Genomic DNA, 18,622 nt, shown 5'->3' with positions numbered 1-18,622 from the left:
CAGGAGTGGCTGAAAACCGCTCTAGAGCGGCGCCAACCAGGGAAATGAATCACTCGGGCGTGCCTTCTGGCGGGCGGATCCGTTGGGGCGTAACGGGTGGAACGGGACGGTTGTGCGCGAGGCCCCTGATCGAGCTGTCGGTGGCATCCCGTACGATCGATCATTTCAAGGGTGTGCCAGAAACATCATCTCGAAGACACAGTGGGCGAACCTTACCGATCATGAAGCCCACTGGCGGATCGAGCCAGGTGGATGCCGGGTGTTCGGGAGGCTCGACCTCGTCGGAATTGTTGCTTCCGCGAGTGTGTCCGTGATCTCCTGGTGCTCGTTCGTCTCGTGCGTGTTGGAGGTTGTGCTGTGGAGAAGGGGAAGTACGGCGTACCCCTGGAGCGGAGCGACTACCTTCCGCTCGAACGGCACGAGGAGAGCTGCTCTCCGGAGGACTTCCGGAAATGGCTGAAGACCCACGGTAAGGGCAAGCGGCTCGCCGTCGACCTTTTCTCCGGAGCCGGTGGTCTGAGCTACGGCGTGAAGCAGGCGGGTTGGACGGTCGCGGCTGCCGTCGACTTCGACGAGCGCGCTCTGGAGACCCATGCGGCGAACTTTCCCGGCATGAGTCTCCACATGGACCTCGGTAACCCTGACGAGCGTGACCGCTTGGTTGAGCTCCTGAAGACTGCTGACATCGACCTGATCGCAGGCGGGCCTCCCTGCCAGCCCTTCAGCCGCGCCGGACGCAGCAAGATCCGGGATCTTGTGACGAACCACAAGCGGGACCCGGAGGATCTTCGCAAGGAACTGTGGCGCGCCTACATGGACGTTGTGACGCGTGTCAGGCCCCGGGCCATCCTCATGGAGAACGTGCCAGACATGGGGCTCGGAGACGACTTCTTCGTGGTGCGCACGATCGAGCAGCATCTGGAGGATCTTGGGTACGCCACGCAGGTCCGCCTTGTCGACGCCTGGCACTACGGTGTTCCGCAGCACCGGAAGCGCCTGATCCTGCTCGCGAGGAACGACGTCGAGCGCTTCGACTGGCAGCCGAAGCAGGACGGCTTCACCAACCTCCGTGAGGCGATCGGCGACCTTCCCGGCCTCAATCCGCAGCCCACGGAACGCGTCGGCAAACGAGAGATGCCCTACCGCATGCCAGAGGCTCCCTCCGCCTTCGTGGAGATGATGCGTAAGGGCGCCCCGGAGGGGCTTGTCTGGGACCACATGACGCGCCGGGTCCGAGACGACGACTGGAAGATCTTCTCCGAGCACATGGACTCCAAGACCCTGTACTCGGATATTCCGGAAGAGTTCCGTCGCTACAGTGCCGAGAACTTCACGGACAAGTACAAGAAGCTGGCCTGGGGCGAGCGCAGCCGTTCCATCACTGCGCATATCGCCAAGGACGGCTACTGGTACATCCACCCAGACGAGCCCCGAACACTCACTGTGCGTGAGGCGGCCCGGGTGCAGACGTTCCCGGACTGGTTCCGGTTCGCCGGCACCCGTAGCGACGCCTTCCGGCAGATCGGAAATGCGGTGCCACCGCTGCTGGGCAAGGCAGCAGCCGAGGCACTCGCACCCATGGAAGGCGTGCAGGCACAGCTCGGAGGACTACAGCCGCATTGGCGGCAGGTCAGGGAGGAGCTGGTGGCCTGGGCCCGGGAGAGGCGGAACGGCGACGACTGGTGCCACCTCCCCGGCGAGCAGATGTCGCAGCTCGCGGCAGCCGTGATTGCGCTTCTCTCCGGCGCCAAACCGTCGGCAGCCCAACTGGACGAAATCCTGAAGGACGTGAGATGGCGCAAGACCCTCACGTCCAAAGCCTTCCAGAATCTCTTGGAAGCAGCCCCCTCCGAGAAGGTCAGGACACGACTGGAACGGCTTGCTCCCCTCGTCGACGATGTAGCCGCCTGGCAGGAGAACAGGCGTCTTGAGATTCCCAAGCGCCTCGCCCTCAAGCCGGCCGAAGCGTCGCTCTATCGCCTGCTGGTGGGCGAGGACCTCCTCTGGGTGGGCCAGGGGGCGCTACGGGTTGCCGCACGCCTGAACGACAGCGACGCAGACCGTACGAACAGACTCAGTGACGGCCGGGTCAACCTGGTGAGGCTCGTGGGCGCCGGGGGCGAGGACGCACCGCTCCGCATGGCTGCGTTGCGTCTCATCAGCAACACCGTCTGCAGCGCGCGTGAACCGATCTGCTCCGAATGCCCGTTGAGTAAACACTGCAAGCGGAAGTCCGACGCCTCAGACGTCTCAATGACCACAAAGGGCAACGGGGAATCAGAGGTCAAGAAGCGCGGAGATGGGAAGCAGACATCGGCGTAGGGGGAGCACGCTGGAAGAGACGATCAGGAGGGCTGCTCGGTGCAAGCTTTGTACACCCTGAGCGCGGCCTGCTCGACATCGGTGCGGATCTCGCACTCCCAAACGCGGACCACGGTCCAGTCCTCTGACTCGGCCGCCTTGGTGTTGCGGCGGTCCCGCGCTCTGTTCGTCTCGATCTTGTCCCTCCACAGCGGGGCGTTCGGGCCCCGGAAGTCCGCAGGCCCGTGTACAGGGCAGCCGTGCCAGAAGCACCCGTCGACGAAGACGGCGACGCGGTACCTGGGCAGGACGAAGTCCGCTCTGCAGCGAGCAGCCACCCGGCGCTGAAGTCGGAACCTCAGCCCGAGCCGGTGCACAGCGCGTCGGAGAGCGACCTCCGGAGCGGTGTCACGTACGCGCCGCCCGCGCAGGTGACCGCTCTTCTCGGTGCTGACCCAACCGGTGCCCGCCGTGTCGTCTCCCGTTGCCATGCTCGTTGTCCCGCCGTCGGCAGATCTGGGCGTGCGGAGGGTGCCACACTCTCCCCATGCTTAGGGAACCATCTGAACTCCGGATCGACAGCCAGGGCCGGATCGAACTCCCCATGAGCCTGCTAGCGGAGGCGGGCATCGCGCCGGAGGCCGCCCTCATCGCGTTCAGTGACGGAGACGGACGGATCGTGCTCCGCCGCGCCGAGGACGCGATGAGGGACCTGATCGAGCGGGGGCAGCTCTGACCGTCGGAGGGGTGTCGTCTACGCCCCCGGGGTGAACCCGAGGGACAGGGCCTCGTTGCGAGCGTGCAGGGCCTGCACCGCCTGCGGCTCGGGGACCTCTTGGTCGAGTTCGAGACGCCTTCCGACGTACTGGGCCAGCTGACGCTGCGCGGGTTCGAGGTTGTGGGTCTCCTTGGCCCACCGCTCGAGCGCGTACCACTCTTCCGCGGGGACCATCGTCACCTCGTCCCCGGCCCTCTCGTCGCCATCGGTGCCGCCCGCGAGTGCCTCCTCGTCCAAGGGGTGCTCGCGGAGCTCCGACTGCAGGTCGCGGGGGACGGTCCAGCGAACCCTGGAAACCGCGTCCCAGCAGCTGGGCTTCTTGGCCCATTCGCCGACGTGGTTACCCTCGCGTGGATTGGTCACCACCGCCATGACCCGAGGACACAGGTCGTCGATCGCGTCTTCGAGAGCCGGCGAGATCCGCTGTTCACGCCAGATCCGGTCGAGGTCGATGCGCCGGTCCGTGGCGAGGGACAGGCGTGCCACCGTGTAGGTCGTGATCATGCTCTTGTAACTGCCTGCCTCGTGGGTCGCCGCGATGCGGTCGACCGCTTTGAACAGAACAGCCATCGCGATCACGCGTTGGCAGTACTGCACGTCGACGTGAGGGGGCGCCTCGTCGATGCGGACCATGAACGCCGCGAAATTCTTCTGCGCTCCACGACTGACCTGGAACGGAAGGTGGTTCCAGGAGTTGACGTACTTGGCGAGGTCCGCCTTCGTGAACTTCTGCCTCGTAGGGTTGAGCTTCTTGAAGGTGCGCTGCTTCGCGGGGGTCCGGGCCTTGGCCACCTCGTCGGTGTACTGGCCGCGTGCACGCTCGTAGAACCAGTGAGTCTCCTGACCGCTCCCGTCGGTCGCCGGCGCCCAAAGGGATCGCGTGATCCGCTGGACGGCCACGTGGTACTCGTGGTTCGAACTGAAGTCGACCAGCGTCACCCGGTTCTGTGTGTTCGAGTACTCGGAGATCATCGGGACGATCTCCGCGAGCCGCTCGGGGGACACCTCCGTCAGTTTCATCTGTACCGACACATGCGAGAGATCCGCCTTGTCGCGGCTCTGCGCGTAGTGCAGTGACGCCGTCGTCTGGCCACCGTTCACCACTTGGAGTCCGTGAACACGGGAAATGCCTGTCGGCTGTCCGTCCGGGCCGTGCACGAAGTCGACCTGCGAGGCGGTCGCCGTGATGCCGTTGTTGTACGCCAGGAACCTGCCGGGCGCACTCAGGAGCGTCTCCCTGATTCCCCGGTTCACCGAGCCACGGGCCTGCAGGAACGAGCGGACGTTGAGTTCGAGGAGTCGGGTGCCGTACTCCCCGTACAGCTCGGCCAGTCTCCGCCCCGGGATGACTGCCATGGCCACCGAGTGGTCCGACTCGCTGCTGGGCGCGGAGACGCACGGCAGCGGAGGTTCGAAGGAGACCACGATGGGCTCGCTGATGCTGCCGGACGTCGCATGGCGGTGCAGCCGCGCCAGGTCCCACACCTCGTGGGTCACGGGGAGACCGTCGAAGTCGGTGGGCGGAACCACGGTGCTGGTGCCGACACGGTTGCTGAGGAGGAAGAGCCGGATCCTCTGTACCTCGGTGAGGGCCTTCTCGACCGCCGCGCACATGTCGTAGACGTCGAAGGACTCGTCGATGTGCTGACGCAGCCCGTCTCGGCACCGTTTTACGAACGTCAGCAGCCGCTTGAAGGCCGTCTCGGTCTGGCTCTTCGTGAGCTTGGACTCCGAGGGGTCCAGGGTGAAGTCCGTGACGAACAGGTCGAGGCACTCCCCGGACTCCCCAATGCCATATCCGTGGACCAGATGCCCTTGTGCCTTGTGGTAAGCGGTGAAGGTGTTGGAAGCGATGCCCGCCTGCTCCAGGTCTTCGAAGACCCGGCGGGTGAACGCCTCCGAGGGATTGGTTCCCTCTGCGTCGGCGGTCGCCTGGACGTCTGCCACGAGATCGCGGGAGTACTCGGACAGGTCGAGCTCAGGCATGCAAGCCCCCGATCAGTTCGGTCACCTCGTCGGTCGTGGCGCGGTACTGATCCAGCCCCGAGGTACTCACGTGGTAAGTGCAGTCGCCGACACCTGCCACGAGATCCGCTTCGACGATTCTCGGAAAATCCCCCCGCACATGCCAGAAGTGCAGGTCGCGGAGGGTGTAGCGGGGCTCGTCGTACATGTCTCGCTGTCCGGGAAGGTATCCGGCTTGGACGAGACGCCCATCGAACTGAGCCCGGTCAGCGGAGCTGGTGAGCCGCTCGCGTATGCGTTCGACCAGCCGGTTCAGACTCTCGCCCGATCCACCACGCCGTTCGTCGAGCATCGCCAGTGCCAGCAGCAGCGCGGGCGTGCCGGTGCCGTCCAGCTGCCGCTCGCTGGCGATACGGATGCTCCGCGGACGCTTGGCGGTGCTGGCCTTCGCCTCGATCGCCACCTCGGGTAGCTGGAAGTCCTGGTTGGCTCCGCTCGGACCAGTCCACGCCTCCACTGCATCAGCCGGGTCGACGGCGGGCAGGACGTGCTCTCGGAGTACGAGGAGCTCGCCAACGAGGCCGCGGCGCGCCTCGGGCGCCAGGCCGTCCCTACTTACGGAGCGTAGGAGGTCCTGCCACCGCTCAAACCTGTCCACGGCGGCGGTCAGGGCGGCAGCGGCCTCGGGGGCGTCCCTGACGGTGTCGGCAACGTCGGTGACGAGCGGGTTGAAAACCTCACGCAGTTCGTTCGCGGTCAGGACCACCTGGAGTTCGTACTCGAGCCGCGACACCGCGCTCAGGTTCATCTCCAGTCCGGCCGCACGCGGCAGCCGCCCCACCGAGCGCACGATGTGGTCCGCGGAGCGGGCGTCGGTCCTGAGGACCAACATGCGTTGGTGACCAGGGTGGGTGACGGACAGGAAGACGTCCAGAGGAGCGTTCGGGTGCAGCCGAAGCCGGGACCTACCGGGCGTGATCTGGGGGGTCTCCAGGTCACGCCACTCGGCCTCGGTGACGGTCACTCCCCGCCCTCCTCGTCGTCGAAGGCGTCGAGGCCCTCCTGCTGCCAGATGGTGTTGACGACGTACTCCGTGTCGGACTGGTGCTCGGAGCGGGGGAAGCTCACCTTGAAGCCCACCAGAGGCGGTTCTGCCTCACCGTCCGGAGAGGCCGCCGGCCGCTCGATCAGGTAGATCAGCAGCAGGGCCTGGTCGGGCCTCCTCTGCCAGCGCAGGTGCTCGCCCGAGGGGGTCTGGGGAACCTTCTCCTTCTTCTTAATCGCCGCGGCCATCTGCGTGGCGTCGAGAGCGGCCTTCACCTGGGCCGGTTCGAGGTCGAGGTACTCGTCAGGCGGACTGAGTACCCGGCGGATCGTGTAGCGCCCCTCCGTCCTGAAACCGGGGTTGATCGCCGCGCGGGTCACCGGCCCGATGGTGTGTCCGGCGACGTTCTGCGGATCCTGTGCCGCGGCCTTGCCGACCAGGTGCACCGTCCACTCAGGCAGTTCGCCCACCGCCACGCACTGGTCGATGTACTTCGCGATGAACCTGGGACGGACGCGCTGCGCCATGCGGTCGGTCTCATAGCTGGAGAGGAAGTCGGCGATCACCTCGGAAGGCACCGACTTCCACGCAACATTGCCGCCCGGAACCTTCGACTCGGCCGCCGCGACGCCGTCGAGCCGCTGGACGAAGTCCTCAAGTGCCTTGAGGTTTTGGTCAACGGTCTTCTGAGCAAGGTTGAAGATCACGGTCTCCGGGCCCTCGCCGGAGTAACTGAGCATGACCTTCGTACCCTGGCGCATCTTGTTGGTGGCTGTGATCGCGAGGCCGAGCGAGGAGGCACGTACCTTCAGCCCGAAGTTCCTCGGGGTGAGGTTGAGCGCGGCCATTTCCTCCACCTCACGGCGCAGTTCGTCGGTCGCGGCGGTCACCTCGACGTACTTGGCCTGGAGGTCGGACGTCGTGTAGAGACGGCACAGGTCCTCGTACCCCGGGCGGAATCCGAACCACCGGCCCATCTGCAGCAGGGTGTCGTAGGTGTTGGACGTACGCAGGTAGTAGCTGACGGTCAGCCCTTCCAGGGTGAGTCCTCGGGAGAGTTTCTGACCTCCGATGGCGATGACGGAGAGACCGGTCCTACGGTGCTCGTAGTAGTCGAGCGCGTCACGTGAGGCGCCGTTCACCGTCTTGACCACGATCTTGCGCAGGGCCGGCATGACCTGTGGGGCCACCTCCTCCCAGGTCAAGAGCTCGGCCTCGTCCGCGGGGAAGTGGTCCGTGGTGGGGACGAAGTCGCGCTCCCACAGGGCTTGGAGCTCTGCCATCCGCTCCGGAGCCTGCCCGTACCGGTCACGGAGCGAGTCCACGAGAAGGCCCAGATGGTCGGCCACTTGGTCACGAACGATCCCCTGGACCGCGGTGAAGCGGGTGACGTGCACCAGCATGGAGTTGTGCACCTTCGTCTGCCCCCGCGCCCTGCGAGCGGCACACGAGAGCACGAACGAGGCGATCGCCTCACGCAGGGACTGGGGTAGGTCGTCGGACGGGACGAAGGCGGACTTGTGCTTGCTCGGGACCCAGCTCTCGGCGTCGTCCACGGGACGCACGAGCGGCAACGGGGGCACGTCGTCCTCGTCGTCGTTGTCGACCTGGAGTCCGAAGACCCGCTCCGGACCGAGGTAGTTGGACGGTGAGGGCAGGGTCCGGATGAAGCTGTCGGGGAAGAGGTCGGCGCCGAGGTCGGCGTGGTCTACATCGGGATCGATGTAGATGTTGGCGTAGGGCGTCGCGGTGTACCCGACGTAGGCCGACTTCTCGAAACTCTGCATGAGGTCTCGGATCGCGGCGTTGGTCTTCGTCGGATCCGCGTCAGGGTCCCGCTTGGTGTTGATGGAGGCGTTGTCGGCCTCGTCGTCGATGACGAACAGCGGGATGTCGCGCACGACCTTGCGGCCGGTCTCGTCCTCGGTGCCTTGGACCTCCGTCACCCAGGTACGCAGGTACTCGAGGATCTTCCAGTGCTTCTTCACTACCAGGACGACCGGGAACCGACCGAGGGGGAAGTTGACCGCGTTGGCCGCCTGACGACCGAAGTCGCCCTTCTCGGAGCTGTTGGTGGGCGACGCGATGTCGAGCCTCTTGGCGCCGGGCATCCGCCCAGCACCCATGAGACGGGACTTCCCGTTCTGGTTGGACCGCTGCTGGTGCTGTGTGTCGAAACCCAGAAGGCCCTCGTCGACACGCAGTTGCGTCTGGCTGCGGAGGTCGTTGTGGATTCCGGCCAGGATCACCACGAACTGGTATCCCGCGTCCACGGCCTTCGCGGCGAGCCCGATGTACTGCCCTGTCTTGCCCGACTGAACCTGCCCGATCACGAGGCCGGTCCGGCGCCAGGAGCCGATGCGACGCGGGTCCTCCAACTGGCTCAGGACCTCGTCCGTGCTCTGGTCCAGCCGACGCACGACGACCGGGGGCAGGCTGCGGACGTCCTCGAGGTAGCGCCGGTAGCGCTCCCAGAAGTCCCACTCGCGGTCGTTCTTCGCCTCCGGCAGCCACGGCTCGTGTCCTCTGTCGCTCTCCAGACCGGAAGAACCCTCCTGGAACACGGCGGTTATGGCCTCGATCTCCTTGGCCAGCAGGTCTCGGTCGAGAACCTCCCCTTGGCCGGCCAACATCCCGAAGATGACGGTGACCGCGTTCTGTACCTCTTCAGGAGTTGGCTGACGGTCCTGGGACAGCAGGGCGAGAACCAGGCGCCTGGCTTTGGCAAGGGACTCGAAGGAGTCCTCAGGGGTGGAACTCACAGCTGACCTCCGGCTGAACGGGGAGCGGTATCGGGCAGGGTAGGGGCGACTGCTGACAACGGGCTCATCCGCTCCAGAAGCCCTGCATCTGGTCGAAGGGGGGCATGGTCCGGAGTCGCTCCCTGGCGGCAGCGGGCGAACGACCGTCGGAGACCATCGCCTCGTAGATCCGTTGTGCGACCTCCGTCGCTCCGGCGTCGGCAGGTCCCGGACCGCCGAAGGGCTCGGGGTCGTCACTGGTGTCCGTCTCATGCAGCACGCGGAGGGCCGTAACCGGCACGGTCTCCTCCAACAGGCGGATCAGCGCTCGCACGTCGTCCGTACTGGCGCCGCCGGGGCGTAGCGCCGCCTTCACCAAGGGGTGACCACGGTTGATCCTGCAGGTGACCTGGTCACTCGCACGGCGGACGTTCCACGCGTACAGGAGCGGGTCGCCATGCGTTCGCGCCGCGATCTGCCCGCGGTGGCGCAGCACGTCGGCGGCTCTCCTCCGAGCCTGCAGGGCGATGCGACGAAGGTGAGGACGCAGGCCGACGGGTGGCACAACGCTGGACTTCCGGACGTCGACGCCCCACTCAACATCTGTCTCGGCGGGGATGTCCACGGCGATCCGTGCCAGGTTGTACTTCTCCTCGCGGCGTACACCGCGCTGGCCAAGCCAGTCGCCGGCCAGGATCAGACGGTCCCGCCGGTACACGTAGAACCCCTGCTGGTCGAGCCAGCCGCGTGGGCCGCCAGCCTTCTCGTACTCGGCGGGCGTGAGCCGCTGCGCGCTGGGGAGGACGAACGCCTCCACGCGTACAGAGCCAGTGCCGAGCGGGAGTTGCTCCACCGGGAGGGGCTGAACGGAAGGGTGACCCGAGAGGAACGGGTCCCAGGGCTCGACCGTGCTGCCGGAGACACGCATGGTGCGGCGTCGACTGCCCGTCAGGAACCGGGCGAAGACCATGCCCAAGTGCGACTCCGCGTGGGCGGCCTCCGCGTAGAACTGCTTCTGGGTCCGCTCGTCGTCCTCGGTCACGCCGTCGACGTGGTATCCGTTGAGCCGCCGCCACAAAACGACCGTGCCGTGGTCGGCCCTACCGCAGATCCTGTCGAGCAGGTCCACCGTCGCCTCGTCCGCGCCGTGCAACAGCCTCCACTCACCGAACTTCTCAACGACGTCGAGATCCCACGTACGTACGTGCCACTCTCCGGAGACAGCGGTCGCGACGGTGAGCTGGCGGGCCTGGGAGAACGACGCGGACTTGAGTCCGACGCCGAAGCGCCCCAGGTCCGTGGCGGTACGCGGCATGGCAGGGCCGCGCGCAGCCACGGTCATGGCGGTCACGAGCTCGTCCGCGCTCATCCCCTCGCCGTTGTCGACAACAGCGATCCACGAGTCCTGTCCAGCCCATGTGAACTCGATGTCGATGTTGGCTGCCTTCGCGGAGATGCTGTTGTCCACGAGATCCGCGATGGCCGCGGGCAGTGAGTAGCCGAGAGAGCTGAGCGAGGCGACCATGCCTGCAGGTTCAGGGGCTGCGATGTCGTATTTCATGCCCAGTTCCAGTCCGCTCCCCGTTGCAACCCCTTGCCGACGCGTGGTGTCCCAGCGATCCATGGAGCTGAGAACCGAGACGTTTCTCTGGACGTCTCCTAAGCAGCTCCGCTCTTATCCCCCGGGCCAACTCCCCGCGTACGCAAGATGGTAGTAGAGCCTGGCCAACAAGGTCGGTGCGTCGGCTGGTCTACATCGCTACCCCACTCCGGCGTAGGCTGCGGGAGTGCTCCACGAAGTCACCGAGGATGGCGGGCTGGGCTTCTGCCACCCCGTCGTTCCGGGTCTGCTGCCGCCCGGCTACCACGGTCCGTTGGTCGTCGCCGTCGACTCGAACGTCCTGATCGACCTCCAGCAGCATGGGGCTGCGCTCATGAACGATGAGCCGCTGCCCGATCGAGTTGCGGCGGACGTCGCCTACGCCGACGAGCTGTCCGGCCTCGTGGACCTTCTCAACCTGTGGCTGTTGCGCGACATTCGATTCGTGGTGACCCCCCGCTCAAAGGCCGACGCCAAGAAGGTCACCGAGCGCTTCCTGGAACGCAGGCTCCCGTCGATCAACGCGGTAGCGGACAGCTTGGCATTCCAGGTAGGAAACTGGTCCGTGCCTGCGCCGTCGCACGGACCGTCGCCCACTCCCGTCGGTGAGGTGACCGGCCTTCCTGATGGCGCCGACCGCGACTTGGTACTTGAGGCTCAGGCCGTTGGCGCTCACGTTTTCCTCACCCGTGACCGGCTCGTCTTGGAACGTGCGGAGCTCGCCGGACCCCCGATGGCCCTGCTCCCGCCCCAGGGCTTGGCGGCCGATCTCCTTGCCGCTGGCGTCCAACCGCTCCTCGGGGGCACGTGCGACGGCGACGGGTGCCCGTACCGTGACTGGGGGCTCCCCGCCCCAGATATGGGCAAGTGGGGCGGACTCCTCTCCGTGCTGGAGTAGAGCTTGCCGGGGACCAGGAGAATCAAGGCCAGCGGCGGCATTCACGGGGCGAACACAGCATGGACTCTTTCGAGTTGGGGCGGTTGACGGACCATGACTTCGAGGTGGTCTGCCGTGATCTGTTCAGTGATGCCCTCGGCATACCGCTGGAGATCTTCCCGCGCGGCCGAGACCGTGGCGTCGACCTGCGGCACACCGGCCCCGCCGGGACGACCGTCGTGCAGTGCAAGCACTGGCCGAGCGCGACCCAGAAGACTCTGATCAGACGCCTGATCAAGGATGAACTGCCCAAGGTCCGCGCGCTGGCACCCGACCGTTACATCGTCGCCACGACGGTCGGTCTGACCGTCGACGGCAAGGAAGAGCTCCGCAGCGCCTTCTCCCCGTACGTACGCGGCACTGGCGACCTGTACGGCGTGGACGAGATCGTCGCCGAGCTGCTGCGCCGCCCGGACCTGGTCCGACGACACTTCCGGCTCTGGCTGAGCAGCACCGCCGTCCTTCAGACCGTGCTGAACCAGGACCAGTACCTGCGCTCGTCGTGGCTTCAGAAGCGACTGCCGGGCGTCGCCGACACCTTCGTCCCGCACGAGGGCTTCGAACGAGCCCAGCAGCTCCTGGACACCCAGCGGGTCTGTGTCATCGCCGGCATCCCCGGGGTGGGCAAGACGACGGTGGCACTGATGCTCACGGCCTGGCTGATGGGCAACGGCTACGAGGTCCACGAGATCACCCAGGATGTCGACGAGATCGGCACCCTGTGGCGCGAGGGCACTCGGCAGGTGTTCCTCTACGACGACTTCCTGGGGCGTACGACCCTGGACGCACCTCTGAACAAGAACGAGGACAACCGCCTGTTGTCGGTGATCCGGGAGATCCAGGAGACTCCTGGCAAGGCACTGGTGATGACGACCCGCGACTACCTGCTGGAGCACGCCCGTCTCCGACACGACCGGCTGGCAGCGCCGGACGTGTCGGACGCGGTCAGCGTGATCCGGCTGACCGACCTGCATCGGCGGGTGCGGGGCCAGATCCTCTACAACCACGTCCACCACTCCTCCCTGCCGCCGGACGACAAGCGCCGGTTCGCCGATCCGAAGGTGTGGCGTCCGGTGGTCCGGCACAAGAACTTCAATCCGCGTCTGGTCGAGGAGACCCTCCGGCTGTCCGCGCGCCAGGGCCAGGACGTCGCTGCGGCGATGCTCGAGAACCTGGACGACCCGCGCCGCGTGTGGGAACGCATCGTGGAGAACGAGCTGACGGACGAAGCCGTCCACATGCTGGAGGTGCTGTTCACCTTTAGGTCCGCCGGTCTCGACGATCTGGAGGATTCCTGGCACCGATACCGCAAAGAGATGGACCGGACGGCGGACGGCCGAACGTTCCGGAGGGCACTGCAGCTGCTGGACGGCACGATGATCTCGGTCGGACAGGGGCGGGTGGCATTCCACAACCCATCGATCGAGGATTACGTCCGCTTCCACCTCAACGCCGGCCGGGCCCACTTCTCGGAACTGCTCAAGGCACTCGTCCACGAAGAACAGGTGCAACGGCTCGTCGCTGCGGCTCGTATAGCTGACGGGGCGGCCATCCTGGCCCGGCTGCGGGAGCACGAGTCGACCGTCAGCACCATCGTCCAAGCGATGGGAGACGACGTGGAGACCAGGTTGTGGCACGAGGACGAAAGCCGGTCGACGCACCTGGAGTGGGTACTGGAGACAGCCGAGTTGCTGGACTCGGCGACGCTGGCCGCGTACGTGATGCAGAAGACGCTCTCCCCGTTCACCCCCTATGGACCCTTCTCCCACCTGGAGGGCCTGATCAACTCTCTCGATGCCAGCCCCTTGGTGCCGCAGGAACACGCCCAGCGGTTCCGGGAAAAGGTGACCCACGCCATCCACGCCGAAATGCTGGAGTACGTCGAGGCCGGCGACTGGTACTGGTCCATCGCGCTGTACCACCAGCTGCGCCGGACACCGTCCAGAGCGTCCCGCGAACAGGCGACCGAGGGGCTGGTCCGAAACGCCTTGGCGGAGCTGCGCTGGCTCGCCGCAGAGCCCGAGCGCGAGCCACGTATCGCCTACCTGGAACTGTTGGAGGAACTCGTGGACTTCCTCCTGAAGCAGGGGGCCGAGGACGAGCTGCCCCAGGAGTTCGCCGTCGTGTACGGCAGAGCTGAGCGCGTGTTCGCGCTCCGGGAAGCAGAGCGGAACAAGTGGCTCCAGAAGCACCAGATCCAGCGGGATCCGTCCGCGCATTCCGACGCCGCTCACGATCACGTGCTGGTCACCGAGCTGATGCGCAAGCTCGACGACACACGCTGACCGCTTCCCGCTGGGAGCCGTCTGGGAGCCAACCCGCTCCCCAAGCCCCTTCCAGACCACCCGACACCACCGCACGCCAACACCCTGACCAGGCAAAACACCAAACCACCTGGTGTCGATCTTGATCGACCCTCATTCGGGACGAAGAGGTCGTGGGTTCAAATCCCGCCACCCCGACAGTGAAGTAGCAGATCAGAGGGCCCTTACCGAGTCGGTAAGGGCCCTCTGGTGTTGCTGCGTGTCCAACTGCGTGACTATCGATTCCTGAGTGCTCGACTGCGTGACTTCGGCAGCTACGGCCGCCGCGGATCGGTGCCGAAGATGCCGTCCATGGCGACGGCCCCGGTCTGGATGACGGGCCGGATCTGCTTCCGGTAGACCTCCTCCGTCACAGCCGTCCCAGAGTGCCCGACGAGCCGCGAAATCACTTCCAGCGGGACGCCCCGGTCCGAGAGCAGAGACACGAAACTGTGCCGGAGCTCCCGCGGGGTCCACTCGTCGGCGTCGATCCCGTCGACGTCCTTGAGCGCCTGGCGGAAGGCGCGGCGGACGTTGGCGGCGTCAAGCGGCCTGCCCACGGCAGAGGAGAAGACGAGCCCGTGTTCCTCCCACTTCTCGTCAGCGGCGAGCCGATCCCAGCCCTGATCTTCGAATTGCTGCCACAGAGCATCGACGCAGCGCGCCGGCAGAGCGAGCGTGCGCCGGGACTTCCGGGACTTCCGGGACTTCCGGGTCTTGGTGTCCCCGCTCTTTCGGACCGAGCGCCACACCGCGATATGCGGAGGCTGCGGCGGGTCGGCATCCGGCTTGCCCTTGAGGAAGGCGTGGTCCCAGGTAAGCGCCCTTGAATACGGCATCGGCCTGGGCAAGGGTGAGCACCTTGGACGGGCGCCCGGCCTGGCCCTGGGGCACCGAGCACAGCTCGACGACGTTCCGCTTCACCTTGTCCCGCGCCATGGCCCGCTTGACCGCGCAGTGCAGGTACGAGTGGATCGACTGGAGGGTGCGCGTGGTGAGCGTCTTCGCCTTGGTGGCCAGCCGGCGGTCAACGTCCTCCGCGCTGAGGTCGCGAAGCTTGCGAGCACCGAGCGACGGAATGACGTGCTTCTCACTCAGGAGCGTGGTCGTTGCGAGGGCGGTCCGACCGGTTCGGGGCCCCGCCACGCCTCGGTCGGTAGCCTGTCGAGCAACGTGCGTCGTCTGCGGTGCGGCCGCTCAGGCGCCGCTTCACGTGATGCGGGCATCCTCACCGTAAACGCGCTGGGCGATCGGGCGCAGCAAAGGAACCGCCTCCTTGGCGAGGCGGAAGCCGCTCGCCGAAACCGCATCGAATGCGGGATCGTAGACCGCTACGAGCAACGTGTCGGCGTCCCCCGTTGCAATGCCTTGCTCCTGGAGTCTCCTGGCTGCGGTCTTCACCGGCCGTGTGAATCCGCGGAGCATGCGCGTCTCGTCGTATCCGCCGATCTCGTACACGGTGGCGCGACTGACGAATCCCTCGTTCTGAGCGGCATCCAGCATGGCGTACGCCTGCACACTCGCCTGTCCGAGCAGCAGATCCACAAGTGCTTCGAGTGCCTCGGAAGTCCACTCGTCCTTGCCGCTGGTATCCGCTGTCTGCAATTGCTCCAGGTCAAGAACCGATGATGTCTCCACCTCAAGCTCCAGGACCTGTCGAGCCTGTTCGAGCAGCCCACTGGGTTGAAGCATGAAGAGTCGACGCCCGGTCCGACGCACCATCTCCCGGACAAGTTCGGGACGGGGACGCGCGGGGATGACCCCGTTCCTCTGCTTCCACCAGTCCTCTTTACTGTCCCCGGTCACGAACAGCACATCGGATCCAACGCGCTCGGCTTCCTTCAGAGTCTGTTCCCAGACCAGATAGTCTCCGGCTGCCTGCTCAGCGGGCTTGCTCTTGAAGTCTTCGTAACCCGGCGGCACTTCGGCCTGCCCTCGGCGGTTCGCCTCCTGCAACGCCTCCGCGTACTCCTGCTCAGCGAAGGGCGGACCGATTCGCCCCTCGAGGATGGGCTCCAACCGGGCCAGTACGGGATCAGCATTCGTATCGGTTGCGTCGGCGATCACGTCCTTGTCTGCTTGACGTTCAATCAAGGACTGAAGCGCGAGCAGCACTTCGTCAAGTTGCTCTCGGTGGCCGGCGATCGCGCTGTTGATTTCAGCGTCGTCACCGACGTGCACCTGCTTCAACCATCGGTCGAGTGCATCACTGGCAGATCGCCCAGCCTTGGCCAACGCCTCTCCGACTTCCTTGGCTCGAGCGCGGTGGTGGCCAAGAACGGAGGTCTGTTCGCGGTTGCGCCAGAACTCGGCAAGCACCTGGTGCGGCACCCAAAGACGCTCGCGCAACCTGTCCAGGACAGTCAGCAGGTCTTCTCGTGTCCGCTGGTTCGACCGGTACAAGGTCAGCAGCACGTTGGTATCCACGACGACCAGCCCGGAGCTGAACAACCGCTGGTAGTCCTCCACGGAAGGTGTCCGATACTCGGCGAACCCGTCGAACATGCCCGGTGGCTTCGGCGGGCCTCCCTCGGCCAGCGGGCTTGCCTCTGTCCCTGTCATCGCGGTCGCCCCTCCTCGGACCGATGAAGTGTCCGACTCGACGCCGATCCTTCCGGACTAGCGTCACTCGTGTCTTGGGTATCTCGGATCACGGGTTGGTCTTCGTCTGTGGTGCGCGCCCGACTTGCCCGGTCACCGATCCACGCGGTCTCGGGAACGCCGGACAAGACGCTGGGTGAGAACTTCACGCCGACCATGGCCCACGACTTCAAGCGGCCGAGCATGTCCCCCGCACCACAACCGCACCAGATATAGCGGGGAACAGCGGGGAGTCACGGTGAGAGCAGCCGAGCCCGAGTAGGCCACAGCACGGCCATTCGCCCAGGTCAACGCCGCAACGGGCCTCAGAAGCCCGCACGGCCCGCACGGCCCGCACGGCCCGCACGGCCCGCACGGCCGGCACGGCCCGCACGGCCGGCACGGCCGGCACGTGCTGACGGTGCCTGAGCCCTCAGCTTGGGAAGCTCTCCTAAGGTGGTGCTCCTGAAAACACCAGCGCCTTCCGAAGGTGTGGTCGATAGGCTCGGGCTCGTGAGCGGAGAAGTCCAAGTCATGGCGAATCACCGTGTCCACGTCGTACCTGTGGTCTTGGCTCTGGCCAATCCACCGTGGCAGCGGGACGTGTGGCTCGACCCTTCGGAGTTCGAGAACATCGACCACGTCTTCCACACGCTCTTCGATGACTTCTGTGACGCCGATGAGCCCGAGCGGTTTCTCGGCATCAGCTTGAGAACGGAGGAAGAGGTAACCCTCATGCGGGCCCTCGGTGTCGCGCTCAACGCTGCCGCCGCGGAGGCACCCCACGACACCGACGCTGAGTACCTTCAGGCATCAGCCTGGCCCGAAGTCGTGTCCATCGCCGGACGTCTCGCTCAGGTCATGGTCTCGAACGACCTGCGCTTGCTGAGCTGCGGGCAGCATGCGTGAGTGTCTCACTGCGTGACAACGCCGACGGACAACGGCGGACGAGCGCGAACGACTGCGAACCATCAGCGCAGGTAGGAAACACTCCAGCCCAAGGCAGCGCCCCCACCCAAGTTGCTTCAGGACGAAGAGGTCGTGGCCCTCTGGCGTTGCCTCAACCCACTGCTTCCCCGGCGGGCACCGAGTCGCGGGCGGGGGCGGGTGGGGATGCTGTGGGGTCGGGTGCTGTGGGGTCGGGTGAGGGGGTGGTTGTCGGTGTCGTGTCGGTCGTCACCGCGATGCTGTCGCCGAGGTGGATCCGGGCGTAGAACCACTGTGCGTCCTCGGCGCCGAGGGCGATCACGCCGCCTCTGACGTCGTAGTCCCCCCGCGCCTCGAGGTCCGGGGCGAACGTGCCGACGTAGAGCGGGCTGCCCTCCCCGTCGCGCAGCTCGACCGTGTACGCGACGTTCACCACGGTGGAGCCCTTGGGGGGCACGTCGGCGGCCAACGCTATCCGGACCGGCTTCGCGACCACCGTCATCGGGGTCGTGCTCGTGGGCCCGGGCTGGAGGTCGAAAGTCGAGAGGATCGGCATCACCCGGCCGCCGAACGTGAGGTCGCTCCCGGGCAGGTCCAGCGTGCCGGAGACGGGTACCGGGGTGACCGCCGACGGCGGGGCGGAAGCCGGAGGTGTCACGGCGGAGGTTCCGGGCCCGGCCTGGTGGTCCGGGTCCTCGCCGAGACGCAGGGTCAGGGCGAAGCCCAGCAGCGCGAGGGCCACGGTCCCCGCACCCAGGGTCGCGGCGGCACGGCGGCGGCGCCTGCGGCGCATCGCCCGGGCACGTGTCGCGGGGCCGCCGACGATCGGAGCGGTCGCCCTGGCGTCAGCCAACTCACGTAGCGCGGCGGACAGTTCATCGGACACGGCGGCTCTCCTTTCGGACCGGCCCGTCGGCCTCGTCCACGCGTCCGTCAGCCTCGTCCACGCGTCCGTCGGCCTCGTCCTCCGCGAGTCGCTTCGCCAGCTCCGCCCGCCCCCGGAACAGCCTCGCCTTGACCGTCCCCACGGGCGCGCCGGTCTCGGAGGCTACCTGCTCCACACTCAGGTCGCACAAATGGTGCAGCACGATCGCCATCCGCTGAGCCTGGGGCAGTTCGCGCAGGGCGGCCACGAGCGCGGTGTGCTCAGGGCCCGGTCCCGGGGTGGAGTCGGGCGGTGGAGTGCGCCGTACGAGTTCCAGCCAGCGCCTCGCGCGCCGCCAGCGGCTCACCGCCAGCCGCATGGCCACCGTACGGATCCACGCCTCGGGAGCGCTGTCCGACAGGAAATGCTGTCGCCGGTCCCAGGCCCGTACGAACGCTTCCTGAACGACGTCCTGGGCCTCGCAGTGATCTCCGGTGAAGGCGTAGAGCTGTCCGGTCAGCCGGGGGAACGCGGTCGCGTAGAAAGCGTCGAACTCGTCCTCGGTCATGCCCCCACCGGA

General features: G+C 66.4%; 13 protein-coding genes and 1 pseudogene. 5 read left to right on the top strand and 9 right to left on the bottom strand.

The features are described 5' to 3' along the window. Positions 1 to 357 precede the first annotated feature (357 nt). Positions 358 to 2,322 (top strand): DNA (cytosine-5-)-methyltransferase, encoded by a 1,965-nt coding sequence (gene dcm / locus G9272_RS24650; protein ID WP_253267931.1) that lies wholly within the window; start codon positions 358 to 360, stop codon positions 2,320 to 2,322. Positions 2,323 to 2,345: 23 nt separating this feature from the next. Here the strand turns inward: dcm and G9272_RS24645 are convergent, their stop codons facing one another. Then, complete coding sequence (locus G9272_RS24645) at positions 2,346 to 2,792, bottom strand: very short patch repair endonuclease (RefSeq protein WP_171398578.1); 447 nt, start codon at positions 2,790 to 2,792, stop codon at positions 2,346 to 2,348. A gap of 56 nt (positions 2,793 to 2,848) precedes the next feature. Between G9272_RS24645 and G9272_RS24640 the strand changes: the two genes are divergently transcribed. Beyond that, positions 2,849 to 3,037 carry a hypothetical protein gene (locus G9272_RS24640; RefSeq protein ID WP_145809442.1) on the top strand — a complete coding sequence of 63 codons (189 nt, stop codon included), beginning with the start codon at positions 2,849 to 2,851 and terminating at the stop codon, positions 3,035 to 3,037. Between the two features lie 18 nt (positions 3,038 to 3,055). On the opposite strand, the gene G9272_RS24635 is transcribed toward G9272_RS24640, so the two are convergent. The 4 genes from G9272_RS24635 to G9272_RS24620 all read right to left on the bottom strand — a co-directional run bounded on the left by G9272_RS24635 (position 3,056) and on the right by G9272_RS24620 (position 10,391). Continuing rightward, positions 3,056 to 5,065 carry an AIPR family protein gene (locus tag G9272_RS24635; protein ID WP_171398577.1) on the bottom strand — a complete coding sequence of 670 codons (2,010 nt, stop codon included), beginning with the start codon at positions 5,063 to 5,065 and terminating at the stop codon, positions 3,056 to 3,058. Further along, on the bottom strand, positions 5,058 to 6,068 hold the full coding sequence (locus G9272_RS24630; RefSeq protein WP_171398576.1) for a PD-(D/E)XK motif protein: 1,011 nt from the start codon (positions 6,066 to 6,068) through the stop codon (positions 5,058 to 5,060). Before G9272_RS24630 ends, G9272_RS24635 begins: the two co-directional genes overlap by 8 nt. After that, a complete protein-coding gene (locus tag G9272_RS24625; protein WP_171398575.1) occupies positions 6,065 to 8,851 on the bottom strand; it encodes a Z1 domain-containing protein in 2,787 nt (928 codons plus the stop codon). Before G9272_RS24625 ends, G9272_RS24630 begins: the two co-directional genes overlap by 4 nt. Before the next feature lie 64 nt (positions 8,852 to 8,915). Then, on the bottom strand, positions 8,916 to 10,391 hold the full coding sequence (locus tag G9272_RS24620) for an ATP-binding protein (RefSeq protein ID WP_171398574.1): 1,476 nt from the start codon (positions 10,389 to 10,391) through the stop codon (positions 8,916 to 8,918). A gap of 226 nt (positions 10,392 to 10,617) precedes the next feature. Between G9272_RS24620 and G9272_RS24615 the strand changes: the two genes are divergently transcribed. Continuing rightward, entirely contained in the window at positions 10,618 to 11,328 is a 711-nt protein-coding gene (locus tag G9272_RS24615) for a hypothetical protein (RefSeq protein ID WP_171398573.1), read from the top strand. Between the two features lie 59 nt (positions 11,329 to 11,387). Continuing rightward, positions 11,388 to 13,652 (top strand): restriction endonuclease, encoded by a 2,265-nt coding sequence (locus G9272_RS24610; protein ID WP_253267930.1) that lies wholly within the window; start codon positions 11,388 to 11,390, stop codon positions 13,650 to 13,652. Between the two features lie 293 nt (positions 13,653 to 13,945). Here G9272_RS24610 and G9272_RS24605 read toward each other — a convergent pair. Then, positions 13,946 to 14,816, bottom strand: a pseudogene (locus G9272_RS24605) (site-specific integrase). Positions 14,817 to 14,879: 63 nt separating this feature from the next. Further along, positions 14,880 to 16,232, bottom strand: coding sequence for a PIN-like domain-containing protein (locus G9272_RS24600; RefSeq protein ID WP_171398572.1), 1,353 nt, complete (start codon positions 16,230 to 16,232; stop codon positions 14,880 to 14,882). A 531-nt stretch (positions 16,233 to 16,763) separates the two neighbouring features. Between G9272_RS24600 and G9272_RS24595 the strand changes: the two genes are divergently transcribed. Beyond that, positions 16,764 to 17,159, top strand: a complete 396-nt coding sequence (locus tag G9272_RS24595; protein ID WP_253267929.1) for an SCO4402 family protein — start codon at positions 16,764 to 16,766, stop codon at positions 17,157 to 17,159. A 151-nt stretch (positions 17,160 to 17,310) separates the two neighbouring features. Here the strand turns inward: G9272_RS24595 and G9272_RS24590 are convergent, their stop codons facing one another. After that, on the bottom strand, positions 17,311 to 18,063 hold the full coding sequence (locus tag G9272_RS24590) for a hypothetical protein (protein ID WP_171398571.1): 753 nt from the start codon (positions 18,061 to 18,063) through the stop codon (positions 17,311 to 17,313). Beyond that, positions 18,053 to 18,610 (bottom strand): SigE family RNA polymerase sigma factor, encoded by a 558-nt coding sequence (locus G9272_RS24585; RefSeq protein ID WP_171398570.1) that lies wholly within the window; start codon positions 18,608 to 18,610, stop codon positions 18,053 to 18,055. The genes G9272_RS24590 and G9272_RS24585 overlap by 11 nt, the downstream gene beginning before the upstream one ends. Between the last annotated feature and the right edge of the window lie 12 nt (positions 18,611 to 18,622).

Origin of the sequence: Streptomyces asoensis, from assembly GCF_013085465.1 — a bacterium.
Lineage (GTDB): Bacteria > Actinomycetota > Actinomycetes > Streptomycetales > Streptomycetaceae > Streptomyces > Streptomyces cacaoi_A.
The sequence above is the reverse complement of the archived record's forward strand: the minus strand, read 5'-3'. Positions and strand labels throughout refer to the sequence as shown.